The following is a 16,322-nucleotide window of genomic DNA, read 5'->3' as shown; positions in this document are numbered from 1 at the left end:
CCGAGTCCGCGGCGGCGTCGATCCGCACGTCCACGCCGGACCGTGATCGTCAGAACTCGATGAGCGACGGCAGGTAGTCCTCGGGGGCGTCGTAGCCAAGCAGGTTGAGGACCGTGGCCGCCACGTTGGCGAGTCCGTGGGCGGGTCCGGGGGCGGCCTCGACCATGTGGTACTCGCCGTCGAAGTTCGGATCGTGGATCGCGAACGGCACCGGGCTGAGCGTGTGGCTGGTCTTGGGCGACCGTGCGCCGTTGCTCTCGGTGAACATGATGTCGGCGTTGCCGTGGTCGGCGGTGTACACGAGCACACCGCCGAGGTCGTCGATCACGTCCACGAGTCGTGCCATGCACTCGTCGATGATCTCCATCGCCTCGACCGTGGCTCGGAGGTGGCCGGTGTGACCCACCATGTCGCCGCTCGGGAAGTTCAGACGTCCGAACCGGTACTCGCCCGAACGCAGGAGGTCGATGGTCTCGGCGGTGATCTCGCGCACCTTCATGGCCGGGGTCGTGTCGAACTCGACGTTGTCGGACGGGATCTCGACGTAGGTCTCGAGCGTCTCGTCGATGTAGCCCGACCGGTTGCCGTTCCAGAAGTAGGTGACGTGGCCGAACTTCTGGGTCTCGCTGATCGCGAAGCTCCGCACGCCCTCGGCGCAGAGGAACTCGCCCATCGTCCGATCGATGGCCGGAGGCTCGACGAGGTACATCGTGGGTACCTGCAGGTCGCCGTCGTACTGGAGCATGCCCGCGTAGAACACGTCCGGGCGCGGACGCCCGTCGCGGCCGGTGCGGTCGAAGTGGTCGAACGCGTCGTCCTCGAACGCCTGGGAGATCTCGATCGCCCGGTCGCCGCGGAAGTTGAAGAAGATCACGGCGTCGCCGTCGACGATCGTGCCCGCCGGTTCGGGGCCGTCGCCGAGATCGCGTTCGACCACGAAGGGGGCGAGGTACTGGTCCCCCTTGTCGGTCTCGCTGTACATCGTCTCGACCGCCTCGGTCGCCGAGGCGAACCGCCGACCCTCGCCGAACACGTGGCACCGGTAGCCGCGCTCGACCATGGCCCAGTCGGCGCCGTACCGGTCCATCGTGATCGTCATCCGTCCGCCACCCGACGCGATCCGGAAGTCTCGCTGCTCGCCGGACTCGCCGCCGTGGTTGATGCCTGCCAGTTCGCTCTCGGTGGTCGCGATGTACTCGAGGGCGGAGCGGGCGGCGACGTCACGCCCGTCGTGGAGGATGTGGACCGCGCAGCTGGTCACGCCCTGGTCGGCGGCCTTGCGAAGCAGCTGGTAGAGGTGCTGGTTGGTCGAATGCACGCCACCGTCGGAGTGCAGTCCGACGAGGTGCAACGTGCCGGAGCGCCCGTGCTCGACCGCTGCCTTCCACACGTCGGTGTCGAAGATCGAACCCTCGGCGAGTGCCTTGTTCACGAGCTTGGCGCCCTGGGCGAAGATGCGGCCCGCGCCGAGCGCGTTGTGGCCGACCTCGGAGTTGCCCATGTCGTCGTCGGTCGGCAGCCCCACCGCCGGTCCGTGTGCGGCGAGTTCGGTGTACAGCTCCGACGCGGTGAGCCGATCGAGCGTCGGGGTGTCGGCCTCGGTCACGGCGTTGCTCTCGCCCGACGGCGCCACCCCGACACCGTCGGCCACCACGACCAGGACGGGCCCCGGCCGACCGGAGAACGACGGATGCTTCGACAGGCTCGACGTCATCGTTCCAGCCTACGAACCCATCCAAATGGTTCACCGGTGGGTCACGGGGTGGCGGCCTCGATCAGGTCGTCGACGGTGATGGTGCGCAGCACATCACGGTCGAGGCCGACGTCGAGGTGACGTTCGAGGCGGAGCGCCTGGCGTTGGGTGGCGCGCTCGAACAGGGTGCGTGCGTGGCGTGCGTTGCCGAACTCCGGCGATCGGCGTGCGCGGTCGAAGATCGCGACGAGCGTCGGGTCGGCGTCGGCAGCGATCAGGTAGTCGGCGTCGGTCGCGTGCCGGCGGATGATCGCGACGAGGTCCTCGTTGGAATAGTCGGGGAACGTGATCTCGCGTGCGAACCGCGACCGGAGGCCGGGGTTGGACGTGAGGAACTGCTCCATCAGGTCGGGGTAGCCCGCCACGATCACCACCAGGCGGTCGCGCCGGTCCTCCATCCGCTTGATCAGCGTCTCGACCGCCTCGCTCCCGAAGTCGAGGCTCCGAGGGCCGGGCGGTGTGAGCGCGTACGCCTCGTCGATGAACAACACTCCGTCGAGGGCACGTCGGATCGCCCGGTTGGTCTTGAAGGCGGTGTGGCCGACGTACTGTCCGACCAGTCGGGCGCGGTCGACCTCGACGAGGTGACCGATCTGCACGAGGTCGAGCGCACCGAACATCTCGGCCACGAGCCTCGCCACCGTGGTCTTGCCCGTGCCCGGGTTCCCGGTGAACACGAGGTGGTGCGACGAGTCGATGGCAGCGAGTCCGTGCTCACTGCGCTGCTGCTGCACCCGGATCTTCGCACTCAGCGCGTCGATCTGCTCCTTGACCGAATCGAGCCCGATCAGGGCATCGATCTCGGCACGCACTTCGGCGGGCGTCCGACTGCTGCGTTCGCGTTGCCCACCGACCTCGTCACGTCGGTCGGCGATGCGCCGTCCGACGGTCTCGGACGCCTCACGCGCCCGTCGCGCAAGATCTCGGGCTCGGGCCATCGGCCCAGTATGCGGCGCCATCGGTCGACCCGCTCAGACCGGGGCGGATCCGTCGATCGCGGTCCGGTCGGAGCGTCACCGATCGGGCAGACGTTCGCTTGACGAAGGGGTCGGAGGTTGACAGAATCTGATCCTGTCATCGTCGGTTCGTCCGACATCTGGGGAAGGGCAGGCGGACACATGCGACAGGGTCGAGCGACTGGCCATCGCTGCGTTCTCACGCGACTCGCTCTGCGACCCGTGGCGCCCGTCCTCGTGGTCGTCGTGGGATGATCTGGTCGACGGTCCTCGCCGCGGGCGAGGGCGTCGACGAGCACGTCATCTCCCGTGTGTTCCTGGCGATCGCGATCGTGATCGGTGTCGCCCGCCTGGCGGGTGCGGTCGCGAAGCTGGTTCGTCAGCCACCGGTCGTCGGGGAGATCATCGGTGGAATCCTGCTCGGCCCGACCCTGCTCGGGCTGTTCCCCGGTGACCTCGACGAGCTGTTCTTCCCGACCGACATCCGCCCGTTCCTCACGGTCATCGCGAATCTCGGCCTGATCATCTTCATGTTCATCGTCGGCCTCGAACTCGACGGGACGCTGATCAAGGGCAAGGAGCGCATCGCCGGCGTCATCTCGATCAGTTCGATCGCACTGCCGATGGCGCTCGGCTCGCTCCTGGCGATCTACCTGCACCGCTCGCACGGGGTGGTGGACGGTGAGGACGTGAAGATCCTCCCCTTCGCGCTGTTCATCGGAGCCGCGATGTCGGTCACCGCGTTCCCGGTTCTGGCGCGCATCATGATCGACCGGGGCATGTACCGCACGCAGATCGGTGCGCTCACCCTCGCGAGCGCCGCGGTCGACGACGTGCTCGCGTGGGCCCTGCTCGCGGTCGTGCTCGCCGTGGTCGAGTCCGGCACGTTCCTGACGTGGGAGTTCCCGCAGATCATCGGCTTCTCGATCCTGTTCGCCGTGGTGATGATCGCCGTCGTGCGGCCGCTGCTGGCTCGCCTGGTTCCCGCCTACCAACGAGCCGGACGGCTCACGCCGAACCTTGCGGCGATCGTGATCGGCGGATTCCTCCTGGCCTCCTTCGTCACGTCCGGAATCGGCATCCACCACATCCTCGGGGCGTTCACGTTCGGCGCGATGATGCCGCGACGCGACGCACACGCCCTGAACCTCGAGATCCTCGAACGACTCGAACAGGTGACGGTGATCCTGCTGTTGCCGGTGTTCTTCGTGACCACGGGCCTGGTCGTCGACATCGGTGCGCTCCGCGCCTCCGACCTCGGAGTGTTGGCCCTGATCCTGCTCACGGCGTGCGCCGGGAAGTTCATCGGCGCCACCGTGGCCGCCCGATCGCAGGGCGTGCGGCCGTGGCGCAAGGCGGCGGCCATCGGCAGCCTGATGAACACGCGCGGCCTGACCGAGTTGATCATCCTGTCGATCGGTCGCGAGGCCGGTGTGCTGGACGACCGGCTCTTCACGATGCTCGTCGTGATGGCCGTGCTGACGACCGTGCTGACCGAACCGGCGCTGCGCCTCTTCTACCCGGACCGGATGCTGGCGCGCGACGTCGCCGAAGCCCAGAAGCTGAGCCTCGGACTGGAGGACGCGTTCCGGGTGTTCGTCGCCGTCGACGACCCGGCCGACGCAGCGAGAGCCGTTCAGATGGGCTGCGAGATCGTCGGCGACGAGCGACCGTCGGAGATCGTGCTCAGCCGCCTGGTCGAACTCGGACGCACACCCGAACTCGGGGGCACGAGCGCCCGACTCGCCGACATCACGGCATCGATGGACGCGATGGCCGTGCTGGAGCAGCAGGTGACCGACAGCGGCATCGGCGCCCGCGTGCTCACGCGGTTCAGTTCCGAGCCGACGCGCGATCTGCTCGGCCAGGCGGAAGCCAACGACATCGACCTCGTCCTGCTCGGCGCAGGCGACTCCCTCGACCCCGGTGCTGCCGCCGACGAACTCGATCGGACCGTCGTCGTCCACGGTGTCCCCGATGAGGACGCCAGCGCGAATCGCACCGTGACCCTGCTCGCCGGCGAGAGCGACGATGCGATCGCCGCGTTCGCGATCGCCGTCCGCATCGCACGATCGAGGAACGTGTCGCTGAGGATCGAGGTCGACGGTTCACGTTCGCGGCGGTGGGAGGCGGCCGCCCAGCGTCTCGGGGAGATCGGTGTCGACGCCGCGGTCGAGGGGGCTGCCCTGCCCGACACCGGATCCGGCGGGCTCGTCGCGCCGCGCGGTCTCGTGGTGGCCGCGGGGGACCGCCCGACGGGCCCGATCCCGGGCGCAGCCGAGACGCTGCACGTCTTCGCTCCACCCGACATGGGTCGCACGATCGACGACGTCCTCGCCGAGTTCGGCGGCCGCAGCGAGAGCGCGAGCGACACCGTGAGCGACGACACGAGTGAGAAGCCCGGTGAACTCCGGCCGCTCGATGCGTGAAGTCCGTGATCAACAACCCACCGGCATGCGTGCCACAGCGAAATGAGAGATAGATGATCGATGAGATCAACGGCCTGCGACCGGACTTCGTCCTGGCGTTCGTGCTGTTCGGCCTGGTGTTGATCCTGGTCGCAGCGCGCCTCATGGGTGCGCTCGCGCTCCGCCTCGGCCAACCGCGCGTCGTCGGGGAGATCGTGGCGGGGATCCTGCTCGGACCATCTCTCCTGGGAGTGAAGACGCTCGCATGGACCGACTCGTGGTCGGTTCTGCAGTGCGACGCCTCGCGCTCGTTCATCCCGGTCGGAGCCGACGTCGCAGCGTTCGCGCCGCGGGCCGAGAGCATCAGCAACTGCTTGTTCCCAGCGCAGTCGCAGAGCGTTCTGTCGCTGATCGGGCAACTCGCCCTCGTGTTCTTCATGTTCCTCGTCGGGATCGAACTCGACTTCGCATCGCTCAAGGGCAAGGTGACGGCCATCGTCACCGTTGCGCTCGGCGTCGTGCTCGTGCCACTGGGTCTCGGTCTGGCGATCGGACCGGTGTTGCACACCGACAAGTTCTCGTTCGCAGGACCGGACGGCGAGTTGCCCGCTCTCCTGGGGTTCTCCCTGTTCCTCGCTGCGATGCTCGCGGTCACCGCGTTCCCGGTGATGGCGCGGATCCTGCAGGAGAAGGGACTCACGACGAGTCCGATGGGTGCCGTCGGGGTCGCTGCGGCGGGGATCGTGACCGTGCTGATGTTCATCCTCGTCGCCGTCGCCAAGGGCGTCGACGCCGAGAAGACGATCGGCGGGCACAGCCTCGTGTTCATCGGGACAGCCGTCTACCTCGCCGTGATGTTCCTCGTCGTCAAGCCGTTGCTGGCGCCGATCGGCCGGAAGATCGACGAGGCCGGAGCGCTGAACGGAACCTTCTTCGTGTCCGCGGTCGCCGTGGCGATCGGCTCGGCGTACGTTGCAGACCGGATCGGCATCAACGTGATCGTGGGTGGTTTCGTGGCCGGTGCGGTGATGCCCGCTCGCAAGCTGCTGTTCCGCGAGATCTCGAGCCGCCTGTCGGAGGTCACGGCGAGCGTGCTGCTTCCGGTGTTCCTGGCGTTCTCCGGGCTGAGGACCGACTTCACGTCGCTCGGCTGGAGCTGGCTCCCGGGCATCGCCCTGTTCCTGGTCGCCGGCGTGGTCGGGAAGTGGGGCGGAGGTGCGTTGTCGGCACGCCTCGGTGGCCTGAGTTGGGCGGAGGGCAACGTGCTCGGCGTGCTCATGAACTGCCGGGGTCTGCTGGTGCTCGTCGTCGCCCTCGCAGCCTTCGACGCGAGGATCATCACGCCCCAGATGCAGGTCGGCGCCGTGCTGATGGCGCTCGTGACCACGGCGATGACCGGCCCACTCTTCGACCGGTTCCTCCCGGCGGCGATCGCCGTGCAGGATGCCAAGAGCGGGAAGGGCGGTGCCACCGTCGCGAGCGGAGCGGTCGAGGGCGGGGTCGCATCGTGACCGGAGCCGACGGGTCCGATCCGGTCGCGACGTCCATCGCGGACTACGCACTCGTCCGACGACTCGAGCGTGCCAACAACGGTGAGTTCCACCTGGCGCGAGCACCGCAGCGCCTGGGGCTCGAGGCCGAACACGTGATGGTCAAGGTGCTCGACAGCGGCACGCCCGAGGAGACGTTCCGTCGAGCGACGCGCGAACTGCGTGCGTTCGCTGCCGTCGAGTCGCCGTACCTCGTCGCACTGTACGACGCGGGCCAGGAGGGTCACCGACTCTTCTACTCGATGGAGTACCTGCCGCTCGGCTCGCTGGCGGACCCGCAGGTCGAGCTCGACACGGGACGGATCGTGCGGGCCGTGGCGTGTGCGGCTCGCGCGGCCCACGCGCTCCACGAACACGGGATCGCCCACCGCGACATCCAGCCGGTGAACGTGCTGCTCACCGAGGACGGTGGGAAGCTCGCCGACCTCGGCCTCGCCCAGGTGTTCGTGCCGGACTACACCGTCACCGGCTTCGGCAACATCGGCGCCGTCGAGTACATGGACCCGATCGTGGTCGAAGGAGCGCCGAGTTCGAGGGCGTCGGACATCTGGGCACTCGGCACGACGCTCCACCGGACGATCGTCGGCGTGGGTGTCTACGGTGCGTTGCCACCGGACAATCCGCTCGCCGCGATCCGCAAGGTGCTGTCCTCGCAACCCGAGATCTCCGCCGATCTCACCCCGGCGGTGCGCGAGGTCGTCGAGACGTGTCTGCAACCCGATCCGCTCGACCGGTACGCGACCGCCGAGGAGGCAGCCGACGCACTCGATCGTTGCGCCGCTGAACTCTGAACGCTCGAACCCCGAAACGCCGAACGAGGTGTCGGTCGACTCCGAGTCCGCCGACGCCCGGGCCTCGCAGGCCCGAGCCAGGGCGGCAGCGGTGTCAGCGCGCCGAGTGGTGCAGTTGGAGCTTCAGCGAGCGCGGGCCGATCTGGAGATGATCGCCTTGGCTCATCGCCACGGGCTGGTGAGGGACGAGCGGTGCGGCGAGACCGCTCTGTGCGCTCACGATCAGCGTTCCGTTCGCGCTCCCGAGGTCGGCGACCGTGACGGTCCAGTCGTGCAGGGTGATCGCCAGGTGGTGACGTGACACGACGTTGCTGGCGTCGGTGAGCAGCACGGCCTGACGGCGGCCGGCACGCACGTCGTCGTGGGTGGTGGCATCTCGCCCGATCAGGAGGTCGGTGGCGATCGGGATCGCACCGCCGTCGTCGAGGAGGAAGAGGCCCAGCGGCGGGCGCGGGCCCTTCACGAAGACCGCGGTCGCGTTGATCCCCATCTTGCGTCCGCAGTGGGCGCAGTACTCGGCGTCGGGGTGGTTGTGGTGGTCGAGCGGACACCGGATGCCGAGCACCCAGTTCGACTCGTCGTCGACGTCGGACATCGCCTCGACGGGCGCGTCGGGGGCGAGGTTCGACGCGACCGCAGGCGCGGGTGTCGATGCTGCGGCTGGCGCAACCGCCGCGTCAGCCGCAGCCGCCGATGGCGGGGCCGCGGGTTCCGGTCGGCGGACGACCGGCAGCGGCTGGGGCGCGAAGTCGACGGGGACCGACAGGTCGACCACCTCGAGGCCGACCGGGGTCGGATCGGGCTGGGCGTCGACGCGGAGATCCACGACGAACTGGCTCGCCACCTGTCCGTGCGGCGCCGACAGACTCGCCGCCGTGTTCGGCGTGACGTCGGACGGGGTGGTCGCGCGCAACGCCACCGCGACGCGCAGCGCATCACCGGGGACACGCATCGTGTGGTCGGCGGTTCCGGTCGGTCGGACGAACCATTCGGCGGTGGGGAGTTCGACGAGCGCGGCCACCCGACCGGACATGGTGAGTCGGAGCGGACCGTCGGCTTCCTCGAGCATCGCTGCGGTGCCCCCGTTGGCTGCGAGCGTTCGCATGACCACATCGGCGCCCACCTCGTCGGCGATGCGGTCGAGGTCGTCGCCGCGCAGTGAGGGTGCCTCCTCGGTGAGGATCACCCGCCCAGCCGGTGTGACCGTGACGAAGCCGTCGGCTCCGCTCACCAGGCAGCGGTACGGGTTGTCGTCCATCATCGAGGTCCCTTCGTGGAAGAAGCATTCTGTCCGCCCTGAGCGGCGTGAGACTCGGCATCGGCGATCTGACGACTGACGTCGTCGAGTGCCTCGGCGAGATCGAGTGCGGTGTCGAATCGCTGTTCGACAGGAGCGAAGCAGCGGTCGATCACACCGAGCAGCTCCGGCTCGAGCGTGTGGTCGAGTCGCGGTCGGTTCTGCACGACGTGGCGGAACGCAGCGATCAGATCGTCGGTGGGCAGACCTTCGTACGGTTCGAGGTCGCTCACGACGTCGTGCAGGGTCATCCCGAGCGACCAGATGTCGGTCGCCCGCGAGGCCCGCCCACCCCACACCAGGTCGGGGTCGAGGAAGCGCAGGGAGCCGATCGGCCCGGCGCCGACCGATGCGGTCGTGCCGTCGAAGGTCTGCGCGAGAGCGAGGTCGGCGAGGCGGCCACGCGTCCTGTCGACGAAGATGTTCGTCGGGTTGATGTCGCGGTGCGCGACCCCGGCTTCGTGCATGTCGTGGGCGCCGCGTGCCGCGTCGGCGACGATGGCGACGCGAGCCGAGCGGGCGAGCGCCGGCAGGGCGACGTCGAGCGTTCCGCTCGGGTAGTGGCGCGTCGCCATGTACATCCGTCCGTCGACGGAGCCGGCGTCGAGCACTTCGACGAGGTGCGCCGTCTGGAGCGAATGCAGGAGGCGCAGTTCGTTGGTGACCCGTGCGAACTCCTCGGGTGAGCCGAACTGCTCGAGCACCCGGAGAGTGACGATCGGATCGGTGAGACCCAGCCGGGCGGGTGGGCGTGCGGTGTAGGAGATTCCGTGACCGACCTCGCCGACGCGGCCGGACGCGTCGATGATCTCGTAGTCAGCGAGGCGCATCGCCCGTCACCGCCCTGCTCGACAGCTCAACTCGGGTCCCACCGGGTGTCGAAGCGCCCACCCCGGTATCGCCAGCGCAGCGAGAAGATCCGCATCGGTCCGTTCGTGAACGCCCAGATGAGCAACCACAGCGTGATGAACATGATCAGGAACGCCGGCACCGGGAAGTTCCCGTCGGGTGCCCGCTGTTCCCAGGGGAGCCCGGCATCGAGGATCAGGTAGGCGACGATGCCTTCCGGGACGGCGAGGAGGAGGCCGAACATGATCGGCCAGTCCTTCTCCCAGCGGAACTGCTGGAGACCGTGGTAGATCAGCTCCCAGACCACGCCGACCACCGCCACGACCAGCACGGCCTGGTAGAGCGCCTTGTACATGTTCGTCAGGTCGACGCCATCGGGTCGAGGGAGGAGCCAGCCGATGATCGCGGTCCATCCGACGCCGAGGGTCGCCATCATGATGATCCTGGTCTGGATTCGTCCGAAGAGTGTGGGTGTCATGTCGTGTGTCCGCTCGTTCTCGTTCGCGCTTCAGATCGGCTTGTTCCGGGCCCATTTCCACCATTGGGAGGTGGAACGCAGCGGACCGATCTTCTTGCCGAACCCGTGCTCGGCGAGCGAATCGGCGATTCGCAGTGCGGCGTACTGGAGCCCGAGGAAGGAGTCCACTCCGGCGTAGTAGCCGCCGAGTGTGCTGGTGCCCGACGCGTACAGTCGCCCGGTGCCGGACTGCGCGCCGCGGACGGTGAAGTCGCGGTCGACGTCCAGGCGGCCCTTGGGGTTCTTGCGTGCGCCGCCGTACGCGAGCAGGTCGCTGAGCACCCGGTGTTCCTCGATCCCGGCTTCGAGCCCGGTGGCGTCGATGACGAAGTCGGAGTCGATGAACGACTCGCGTCCGGACCCGTCGACGATGACGGTCCGCACGCCCTTCCCCGGCCCGGCGGGTTCGACGTTCTTCACCGTGCCGACGAGCTGACGGTAGAAGCCCTGCTTCTCGCCTCGCTCGAGTTGCTCCTGCCAGTCGTCGCGCACTGCGGTGTTGGTGCCGCCGAGGGCATCGACGAACTTCGCACGCTCGTCGCCCTCGAGCTTCACGATCGTGTCGCGGTACTGGCCGCCCCACGCCGACTTGGCGAAGTTGAAGCCCTGGTACGCCCACCCCTTCCTCGTCGGTCGACGGAACGTCGCCTTGGTGCCGGCGGTGCCGTCGGCGTAGGTGCGGAACAGGTGGATGATCTGGGTCTGGGCGCCGTTCTTGTCGCGATCGTCGATGATCCGTTGGAGCACCCGGGAGCCGACGATCCCGGCTCCGCGGACGAGCACGGTGCACGGTCGTCTGAGCATCTCCTCGTACACGTGGAGGTGCGGCTCGTACGCGTTGACGACGCGAGCGAAGTCGTTGTGCTCCACGCGGTACTTCTGGAGATCGGGCAGCACGCGGATGCCGGGGTAGCCGATCGCCAGGTGGACGTGATGACATCGGTAGGCGACGCGCAGCTTGGGTCCGTTCGGGGCGGCGCCGCGCTGGTCGGTCGGCGTGTGGATGACGAAGTATCCACCCTGGCGTCGGCGGCGAACCGTGCGCACGACACCCGGACGCAGCATCCGTTCCCACCCGATCCGCGCCGCTTCGCGCTCGACCGACTCGTAGACCTGGCCGGCCTGGGGCGTGTAGTAGTTGGAGAGGATCGGCTCGGTGAGCACGGTGTACGCCGGCGCGAGGCTCTTCTTGGCGACCGCCTCGCGCATGGCGTAGCCGGGCCATCCCCAGATGCAGTCGATCGTGGAACCGGAGTCGGATCGCAGTCGCTCGTACCGCGGGATCTGGCTGTTGGTCGCGAGGTACTCGTAGGTCTCACTCGGCACCGCGAGTTCCGACAGCACCGTCAGTGCTTCGATGGGCTGACCGGCGATGCGCAGCGTGTCGATCATCGCGAGCGACCCCATCCCGCCACCGATCGACACGAATGGCGTGTCGATGATCGGGATCTGGTGCCGGGCGATGTCCTCGTCACTCCAGTCTGCCGATTCGAGAAGTTCCCGCGTGAGTTCCACAAGCGGCGACATTAATCACTTCTCATGATGCGGTGTGCACGATTGCCAACAGGGCGACAACAGGACATGCCGATCGTGGTTCGCGTCCGAGAGTCGCCCCGCGTGGCACGATCGAGGGATGAACGAACAGAGCACCATCGCCGAGTCGTCCGACGAGGTCGCGGACCTGTTCGCGGCGGCGCTCGCGGCCCGCGAGCGTTCGCACAGCCCGTACTCCGGCTACAAGGTCGGCGCCGCCATCCGCACCACGGCGGGCGAGGTGTTCGCGTGTTGCAACGTCGAGAACGCCGCGTACCCCGAGAGCGTGTGCGCGGAGGGTGGCGCCATCTCGATGATGGTGGTGGGCAGCGCCTCGACCCCCGTGATCGCCGACGTCGTGACCATCACCTCGGGTGACACACCGGGGACGGCCTGCGGAGGCTGCCGCCAGAAGATCCGCGAGTTCGCCGGCCCCGACACGCGCATCCACTCAGCGACCGACACCGGCGTGGTGTTCACCATGGACATGTCCGAGTTGCTCCCCGAGTCGTTCGGCCCCGACCGCCTCCTCTGACCGCCCGTCCCCGGCGCCGCGCGAGTTGGCTGGCGGTGAGTCTCGGTCGGCGCAGGGGCGACTCAGACTCACCGCTGGGACGGAGCCACAACCAGGCTTGAGTCGGGAAGACTCAAGTTTGCTACATCGGACGTTGTGGTCGGGGTGGCGACCCCCTATCTTGAGTGGCAGTCATTCAAGATCTGAACACCGTCCCCTCAGTCGAGGGAGAGAAAGCGAGAAATCACATGGCCAAGGCAGTCGGCATCGACCTCGGAACCACCAACTCCGTCGTCTCCGTTCTCGAAGGTGGCGACCCGGTCGTCATCCCCAACTCCGAAGGTGCACGCACCACCCCGTCGGTGGTCGCGTTCTCCAAGACCGGCGAAGTTCTCGTCGGCGAGGTCGCCAAGCGTCAGGCGATCACCAACCCGGACCGCACGTTCCGTTCCGTCAAGCGCCACATCGGCGAGGACTGGAAGACCGGCGATGTCGACGGCAAGAACTACACGCCCCAGGAGATCAGCGCCCGGACCCTGATGAAGCTCAAGCGCGATGCCGAGAGCTACCTCGGTGACACGGTCACCCAGGCCGTCATCACGGTGCCCGCGTACTTCGACGATGCGCAGCGCACCGCCACCAAGGAAGCGGGCACGATCGCCGGCCTCGAAGTGCTGCGGATCATCAACGAGCCCACGGCCGCGGCGCTCGCGTACGGCCTCGAGAAGGGCTCCGAGGACGAGACCATCCTGGTGTTCGACCTCGGCGGCGGCACGTTCGACGTGTCGGTGCTCGAGATCGGCGACGGCGTGTTCGAGGTGAAGTCCACCCACGGTGACACCGACCTCGGTGGTGACGACTGGGACCAGCGGATCATCAAGTGGTTGGTCGACGGCTTCAAGGCCGCCCACGGAGTCGACCTCAGCGCCGACCGCATGGCCGCACAGCGTCTGCAGGAAGCAGCCGAGAAGGCCAAGGTCGAGCTCAGCCAGACCCAGAGCACGCAGATCAACCTGCCGTTCATCACCGCCACGGCCGACGGACCGCTCCACCTCGACGAGCAGCTCAGCCGCTCGAAGTTCCAGGAGATGACCGCCGACCTCATCGAGCGCTGCCGGATCCCCTTCGAGCAGGCCCTCAAGGATGCCGGCGTGAAGCAGGGTGAACTCGACCACGTGATCCTCGTCGGCGGATCCACCCGGATGCCCGCCGTGAGCGACCTCGTGCAGAGCCTCACCAACAAGGAACCGAACAAGACCGTCAACCCCGACGAGGTCGTGGCCATCGGCGCCGCCATCCAGGCCGGCGTGCTGCGCGGCGACGTCAAGGACGTGCTCCTGCTCGACGTCACCCCGCTGTCGCTCGGCATCGAAACCAAGGGCGGCATCATGACCAAGCTGATCGAGCGCAACACCACGATCCCCACCAAGCGGTCCGAGGTGTTCACGACCGCCGAGGCCAACCAGCCGTCGGTCGAGATCCACGTGCTCCAGGGCGAGCGTGACATGGCGCAGTACAACAAGACGCTCGGCAAGTTCCAGCTCGTCGACCTCCCGCCGGCGCCTCAGGGCGTGCCGCAGATCGAGGTCGTGTTCGACATCGACGCCAACGGCATCGTGCACGTGTCGGCCAAGGACCGGGCGACGAACAAGGAGCAGTCGATGACCATCACGGGTCAGTCGACGTTGAACAAGGACGACATCGAAGCGATGGTGAAGGACGCCGAGGCGCACGCCGAGGAGGACAAGAAGCGTCGTGAGGAGGCCGAGATCCGCAACAACGCCGAGTCGCTGGTCAACCAGACCGAGAAGGTGCTGCGCGACCAGGGTGACACGGTCGACGCCTCCGAGCGCGAAGCGGTCGAGACCCCGCTGGCCGACCTGAAGACGGCGCTGTCCGGCAACGACAGCGACGCGATCAAGTCCGCGACCGACACGATGAACACCGCCATCCAGGCGTTCAGCCAGAAGCTCTACGAAGCGGCTGCGAAGGACAACGACGGTGCGGGATCCTCGGCATCGGGCCAGGACTCGGGTGACGGCGCCGACGCCGGAGCCTCCGATGACGACATCGTCGACGCCGAGATCGTCGACGACGAGAACTGAGGCCGCGATGAGCGATCCGGACCGTGACCCACGAGCGGCACGCCCCGACGATCTGGGCGCCGGCGACAACTTCGACCCGGACGTCCACGACGTGGCCGACAGCGACCTCGGTTCGCCGGGGTCGACCCAGGCCGGGCACCCCGACGGTGCGTATCAGCAGGAGAGCGGTGATGCCGCCGACGAACGATCCAGCGAAGTCGACGACCTCACCGCAGGTGCCCAGCGGCCCGGCGTTGCGCTGAGCCCGGAGGAAGCCGAGCAGCAACTCGCCGAGGCCGTCGACGGCATCGATCTGGGTGACGTCGATCTGGGCGAGATCGGAATCGAGGACATCGACGTGTTCGCCGTGCTCGACGAACGGGACCAGTTCAAGAACATGGCGCAACGCATCCAGGCCGATTTCGACAACTTCCGCAAGCAGTCGGCCGTACGGGCCCAGGCCGATGCCGACCGTGCGACCGGACGGCTCGCAGAGGCGATGTTGCCCGTGCTCGATGCGGCCGAAGCCGCCTTCCTCCGTCATCCGGAGGAGGTCGGCCCACTGCTCAACCAGATGTTGCTGGAGTTGAAGAAGCACGGCCTCGAGACCCTCGACCTCGAAGGTCAGCCGTTCGATCCCGAGGTGGCCGAAGCAGTCGCCCACGAGCCCGGCACCGGTGGCGAACCCGTCGTGGCCGAGGTGCTCCGCAGCGGCTACCGCTGGAAGGACCGGACCCTGCGTCCGGCGATGGTCAAGACGCGCGACTGAACGTCATCCGGTGATGTCATCCGGTGTCAGACACCAGATGACACACCGCATGAACACCCGACCTGTCCGACATCTGTCATCCGGTGTCAGACACCAGATGACCGCATGATCCACCCGAGAGGAGGTGAAACCCACCCATGAGTCCACAACGTGAATGGTTCGAGAAGGACTACTACGCGACGCTCGGCGTCACGAAGGCGTCGACCGACAAGGAGATCAAGAAGGCGTACCGCAAGCTCGCCGGCGAACTCCACCCGGACAAGAACCCCGGCAACAAGGTGGCCGAGGAGAAGTTCAAGGACGTGTCGGCGGCCTACGACGTGCTCGGTGACCCCGCCAAGCGCAAGGAGTACGACGAGGTCCGAGCGATCGGACCGATGGGAGGCGGTGGAGCCGGTCGTGGTGGCGGACCCGGCGGGTTCTCGTTCAACGTCGGCGACATGCAGGGTGGGGGTGGTCTCGGCGACCTGCTCGGCAACATGTTCGGCGGCGGCGGCCGAGGTCGCAGTGGGAGCAGCGCCGGGGTGGGCCCGCGACGCGGTGGCGACGTGGAAGCGCAGCTCACCGTCGACTTCGAGGACGCCGTGTCGGGGATCGAGACGTCGTTGTACCTCACGGCCGACGCGTCGTGTTCCACCTGTTCCGGAACGGGAGCGAAGCCGGGCACCGCACCCAAGATCTGCCAGAACTGCGGTGGCCGCGGCGTCGTCGACGACAATCAGGGCTTCTTCGCGATGTCGTCGCCGTGTCACGTGTGCCAGGGCAGCGGCTCGGTCATCGAGTACAGGTGCGACACCTGCCGCGGCACCGGAATCGAACGCCGACCGCGCGAAGTCAAGACGCGGATTCCGGCCGGAGTGAAGGACGGCCAGACGATCAAGCTGAAGGGACGGGGGTCGCCCGGTCGCAACGGCGGCCCGGCCGGCGACCTGCTCGTGCGGATGAAGGTCATGCCGCACCCGCGTTTCGGGCGCAACGGCGACGACCTCACCGTCACCGTTCCCGTGTCGTTCGCCGACGCTGCGCTCGGCGCCGACGTCGAGGTCACCACCCTCGACGGCTCGCCGGTGACCCTGCGGATCAAGCCGGGCACGCAACCCGGATCGCGGCACCGGGTCAAGGACAAGGGCATCGAACGGGTCACTTCGTCGGGCACCCGACGCGGTCACCTCATCGTCACGGTCGACGTCGTGGTGCCGAGCGAACTCAACGATGCGCAGCGCGCAGCCATCGAGGCGTTCGCCGCAGCGTCTACGGTGGGGGCGTCCGACCACACGGCCGGGAACGCCTCGTGAGCGCGA

Annotated in this window: 13 protein-coding genes; 7 read left to right on the top strand and 6 right to left on the bottom strand. The window is 67.8% G+C overall.

The window, feature by feature from the left end:
- Positions 1-49: 49 nt before the first annotated feature.
- Both gpmI and ABJK40_RS05190 read right to left on the bottom strand, forming a co-directional pair.
- Entirely contained in the window at positions 50-1,714 is a 1,665-nt protein-coding gene (gene gpmI, locus ABJK40_RS05195; protein WP_348482705.1) for a 2,3-bisphosphoglycerate-independent phosphoglycerate mutase, read from the bottom strand.
- Positions 1,715-1,755: 41 nt separating this feature from the next.
- Positions 1,756-2,691: an AAA family ATPase gene (locus ABJK40_RS05190; protein WP_348482704.1), complete on the bottom strand. Its 936-nt coding sequence runs from the start codon at positions 2,689-2,691 to the stop codon at positions 1,756-1,758.
- Between the two features lie 269 nt (positions 2,692-2,960).
- Between ABJK40_RS05190 and ABJK40_RS05185 the strand changes: the two genes are divergently transcribed.
- Genes ABJK40_RS05185 through ABJK40_RS05175 form a run of 3 tightly spaced genes read left to right on the top strand, consistent with a single transcriptional unit; the run spans position 2,961 to position 7,458 of the window.
- The gene (locus ABJK40_RS05185; protein WP_348482703.1) at positions 2,961-5,138 is read left to right on the top strand and encodes a cation:proton antiporter; all 2,178 of its coding nucleotides are present in this window, start codon (positions 2,961-2,963) and stop codon (positions 5,136-5,138) included.
- 53 nt (positions 5,139-5,191) lie between these two features.
- Positions 5,192-6,628, top strand: coding sequence for a cation:proton antiporter (locus tag ABJK40_RS05180; RefSeq protein WP_348482702.1), 1,437 nt, complete (start codon positions 5,192-5,194; stop codon positions 6,626-6,628).
- The gene (locus ABJK40_RS05175; RefSeq protein ID WP_348482701.1) at positions 6,625-7,458 is read left to right on the top strand and encodes a serine/threonine-protein kinase; all 834 of its coding nucleotides are present in this window, start codon (positions 6,625-6,627) and stop codon (positions 7,456-7,458) included. The genes ABJK40_RS05180 and ABJK40_RS05175 overlap by 4 nt, the downstream gene beginning before the upstream one ends.
- Positions 7,459-7,552: 94 nt before the next feature.
- Here the strand turns inward: ABJK40_RS05175 and ABJK40_RS05170 are convergent, their stop codons facing one another.
- From ABJK40_RS05170 to ABJK40_RS05155, 4 genes are read right to left on the bottom strand one after another with little or no spacing between them, the layout of a single operon-like run.
- On the bottom strand, positions 7,553-8,719 hold the full coding sequence (locus tag ABJK40_RS05170; protein WP_348510179.1) for an FHA domain-containing protein: 1,167 nt from the start codon (positions 8,717-8,719) through the stop codon (positions 7,553-7,555).
- A complete protein-coding gene (locus tag ABJK40_RS05165; protein ID WP_348481172.1) occupies positions 8,716-9,585 on the bottom strand; it encodes a protein kinase in 870 nt (289 codons plus the stop codon). Before ABJK40_RS05165 ends, ABJK40_RS05170 begins: the two co-directional genes overlap by 4 nt.
- 26 nt (positions 9,586-9,611) lie before the next feature.
- Entirely contained in the window at positions 9,612-10,082 is a 471-nt protein-coding gene (locus tag ABJK40_RS05160) for a hypothetical protein (protein ID WP_348481173.1), read from the bottom strand.
- A gap of 30 nt (positions 10,083-10,112) precedes the next feature.
- On the bottom strand, positions 10,113-11,648 hold the full coding sequence (locus ABJK40_RS05155) for a hypothetical protein (RefSeq protein ID WP_348481174.1): 1,536 nt from the start codon (positions 11,646-11,648) through the stop codon (positions 10,113-10,115).
- 106 nt (positions 11,649-11,754) lie between these two features.
- Here ABJK40_RS05155 and cdd point away from each other — a divergent pair, with 106 nt between their 5' ends.
- The 4 genes from cdd to dnaJ all read left to right on the top strand — a co-directional run bounded on the left by cdd (position 11,755) and on the right by dnaJ (position 16,316).
- Positions 11,755-12,189 carry a cytidine deaminase gene (cdd, locus tag ABJK40_RS05150; RefSeq protein WP_348481175.1) on the top strand — a complete coding sequence of 145 codons (435 nt, stop codon included), beginning with the start codon at positions 11,755-11,757 and terminating at the stop codon, positions 12,187-12,189.
- A 227-nt stretch (positions 12,190-12,416) separates the two neighbouring features.
- A complete protein-coding gene (gene dnaK, locus ABJK40_RS05145) occupies positions 12,417-14,273 on the top strand; it encodes a molecular chaperone DnaK (RefSeq protein WP_348481176.1) in 1,857 nt (618 codons plus the stop codon).
- A 7-nt stretch (positions 14,274-14,280) separates the two neighbouring features.
- Entirely contained in the window at positions 14,281-15,021 is a 741-nt protein-coding gene (locus ABJK40_RS05140) for a nucleotide exchange factor GrpE (protein WP_348481177.1), read from the top strand.
- A 137-nt stretch (positions 15,022-15,158) separates the two neighbouring features.
- Positions 15,159-16,316, top strand: a complete 1,158-nt coding sequence (gene dnaJ, locus ABJK40_RS05135) for a molecular chaperone DnaJ (protein ID WP_348481178.1) — start codon at positions 15,159-15,161, stop codon at positions 16,314-16,316.
- Positions 16,317-16,322: the final 6 nt, after the last annotated feature.

It is taken from the genome of Ilumatobacter sp., assembly GCF_039969435.1.
Classification (GTDB): domain Bacteria; phylum Actinomycetota; class Acidimicrobiia; order Acidimicrobiales; family Ilumatobacteraceae; genus Ilumatobacter_A.
Note: the sequence above shows the minus strand (reverse complement) of the source record. Positions and strands in the feature narration are given on the sequence as shown.

Bases quoted from the DNA above. Each gene is read 5' to 3' on its own strand.
- gpmI (WP_348482705.1), bottom strand. From the start codon at position 1,714: ATGACGTCGAGCCTGTCGAAGCATCCGTCGTTCTCCGGTCGGCCGGGG.
- ABJK40_RS05190 (WP_348482704.1), bottom strand. From the start codon at position 2,691: ATGGCCCGAGCCCGAGATCTTGCGCGACGGGCGCGTGAGGCGTCCGAG.
- ABJK40_RS05185 (WP_348482703.1), top strand. From the start codon at position 2,961: ATGATCTGGTCGACGGTCCTCGCCGCGGGCGAGGGCGTCGACGAGCAC.
- ABJK40_RS05180 (WP_348482702.1), top strand. From the start codon at position 5,192: ATGATCGATGAGATCAACGGCCTGCGACCGGACTTCGTCCTGGCGTTC.
- ABJK40_RS05170 (WP_348510179.1), bottom strand. From the start codon at position 8,719: ATGATGGACGACAACCCGTACCGCTGCCTGGTGAGCGGAGCCGACGGC.
- ABJK40_RS05165 (WP_348481172.1), bottom strand. From the start codon at position 9,585: ATGCGCCTCGCTGACTACGAGATCATCGACGCGTCCGGCCGCGTCGGC.
- ABJK40_RS05160 (WP_348481173.1), bottom strand. From the start codon at position 10,082: ATGACACCCACACTCTTCGGACGAATCCAGACCAGGATCATCATGATG.
- ABJK40_RS05155 (WP_348481174.1), bottom strand. From the start codon at position 11,648: ATGTCGCCGCTTGTGGAACTCACGCGGGAACTTCTCGAATCGGCAGAC.
- cdd (WP_348481175.1), top strand. From the start codon at position 11,755: ATGAACGAACAGAGCACCATCGCCGAGTCGTCCGACGAGGTCGCGGAC.
- dnaK (WP_348481176.1), top strand. From the start codon at position 12,417: ATGGCCAAGGCAGTCGGCATCGACCTCGGAACCACCAACTCCGTCGTC.
- ABJK40_RS05140 (WP_348481177.1), top strand. From the start codon at position 14,281: ATGAGCGATCCGGACCGTGACCCACGAGCGGCACGCCCCGACGATCTG.
- dnaJ (WP_348481178.1), top strand. From the start codon at position 15,159: ATGAGTCCACAACGTGAATGGTTCGAGAAGGACTACTACGCGACGCTC.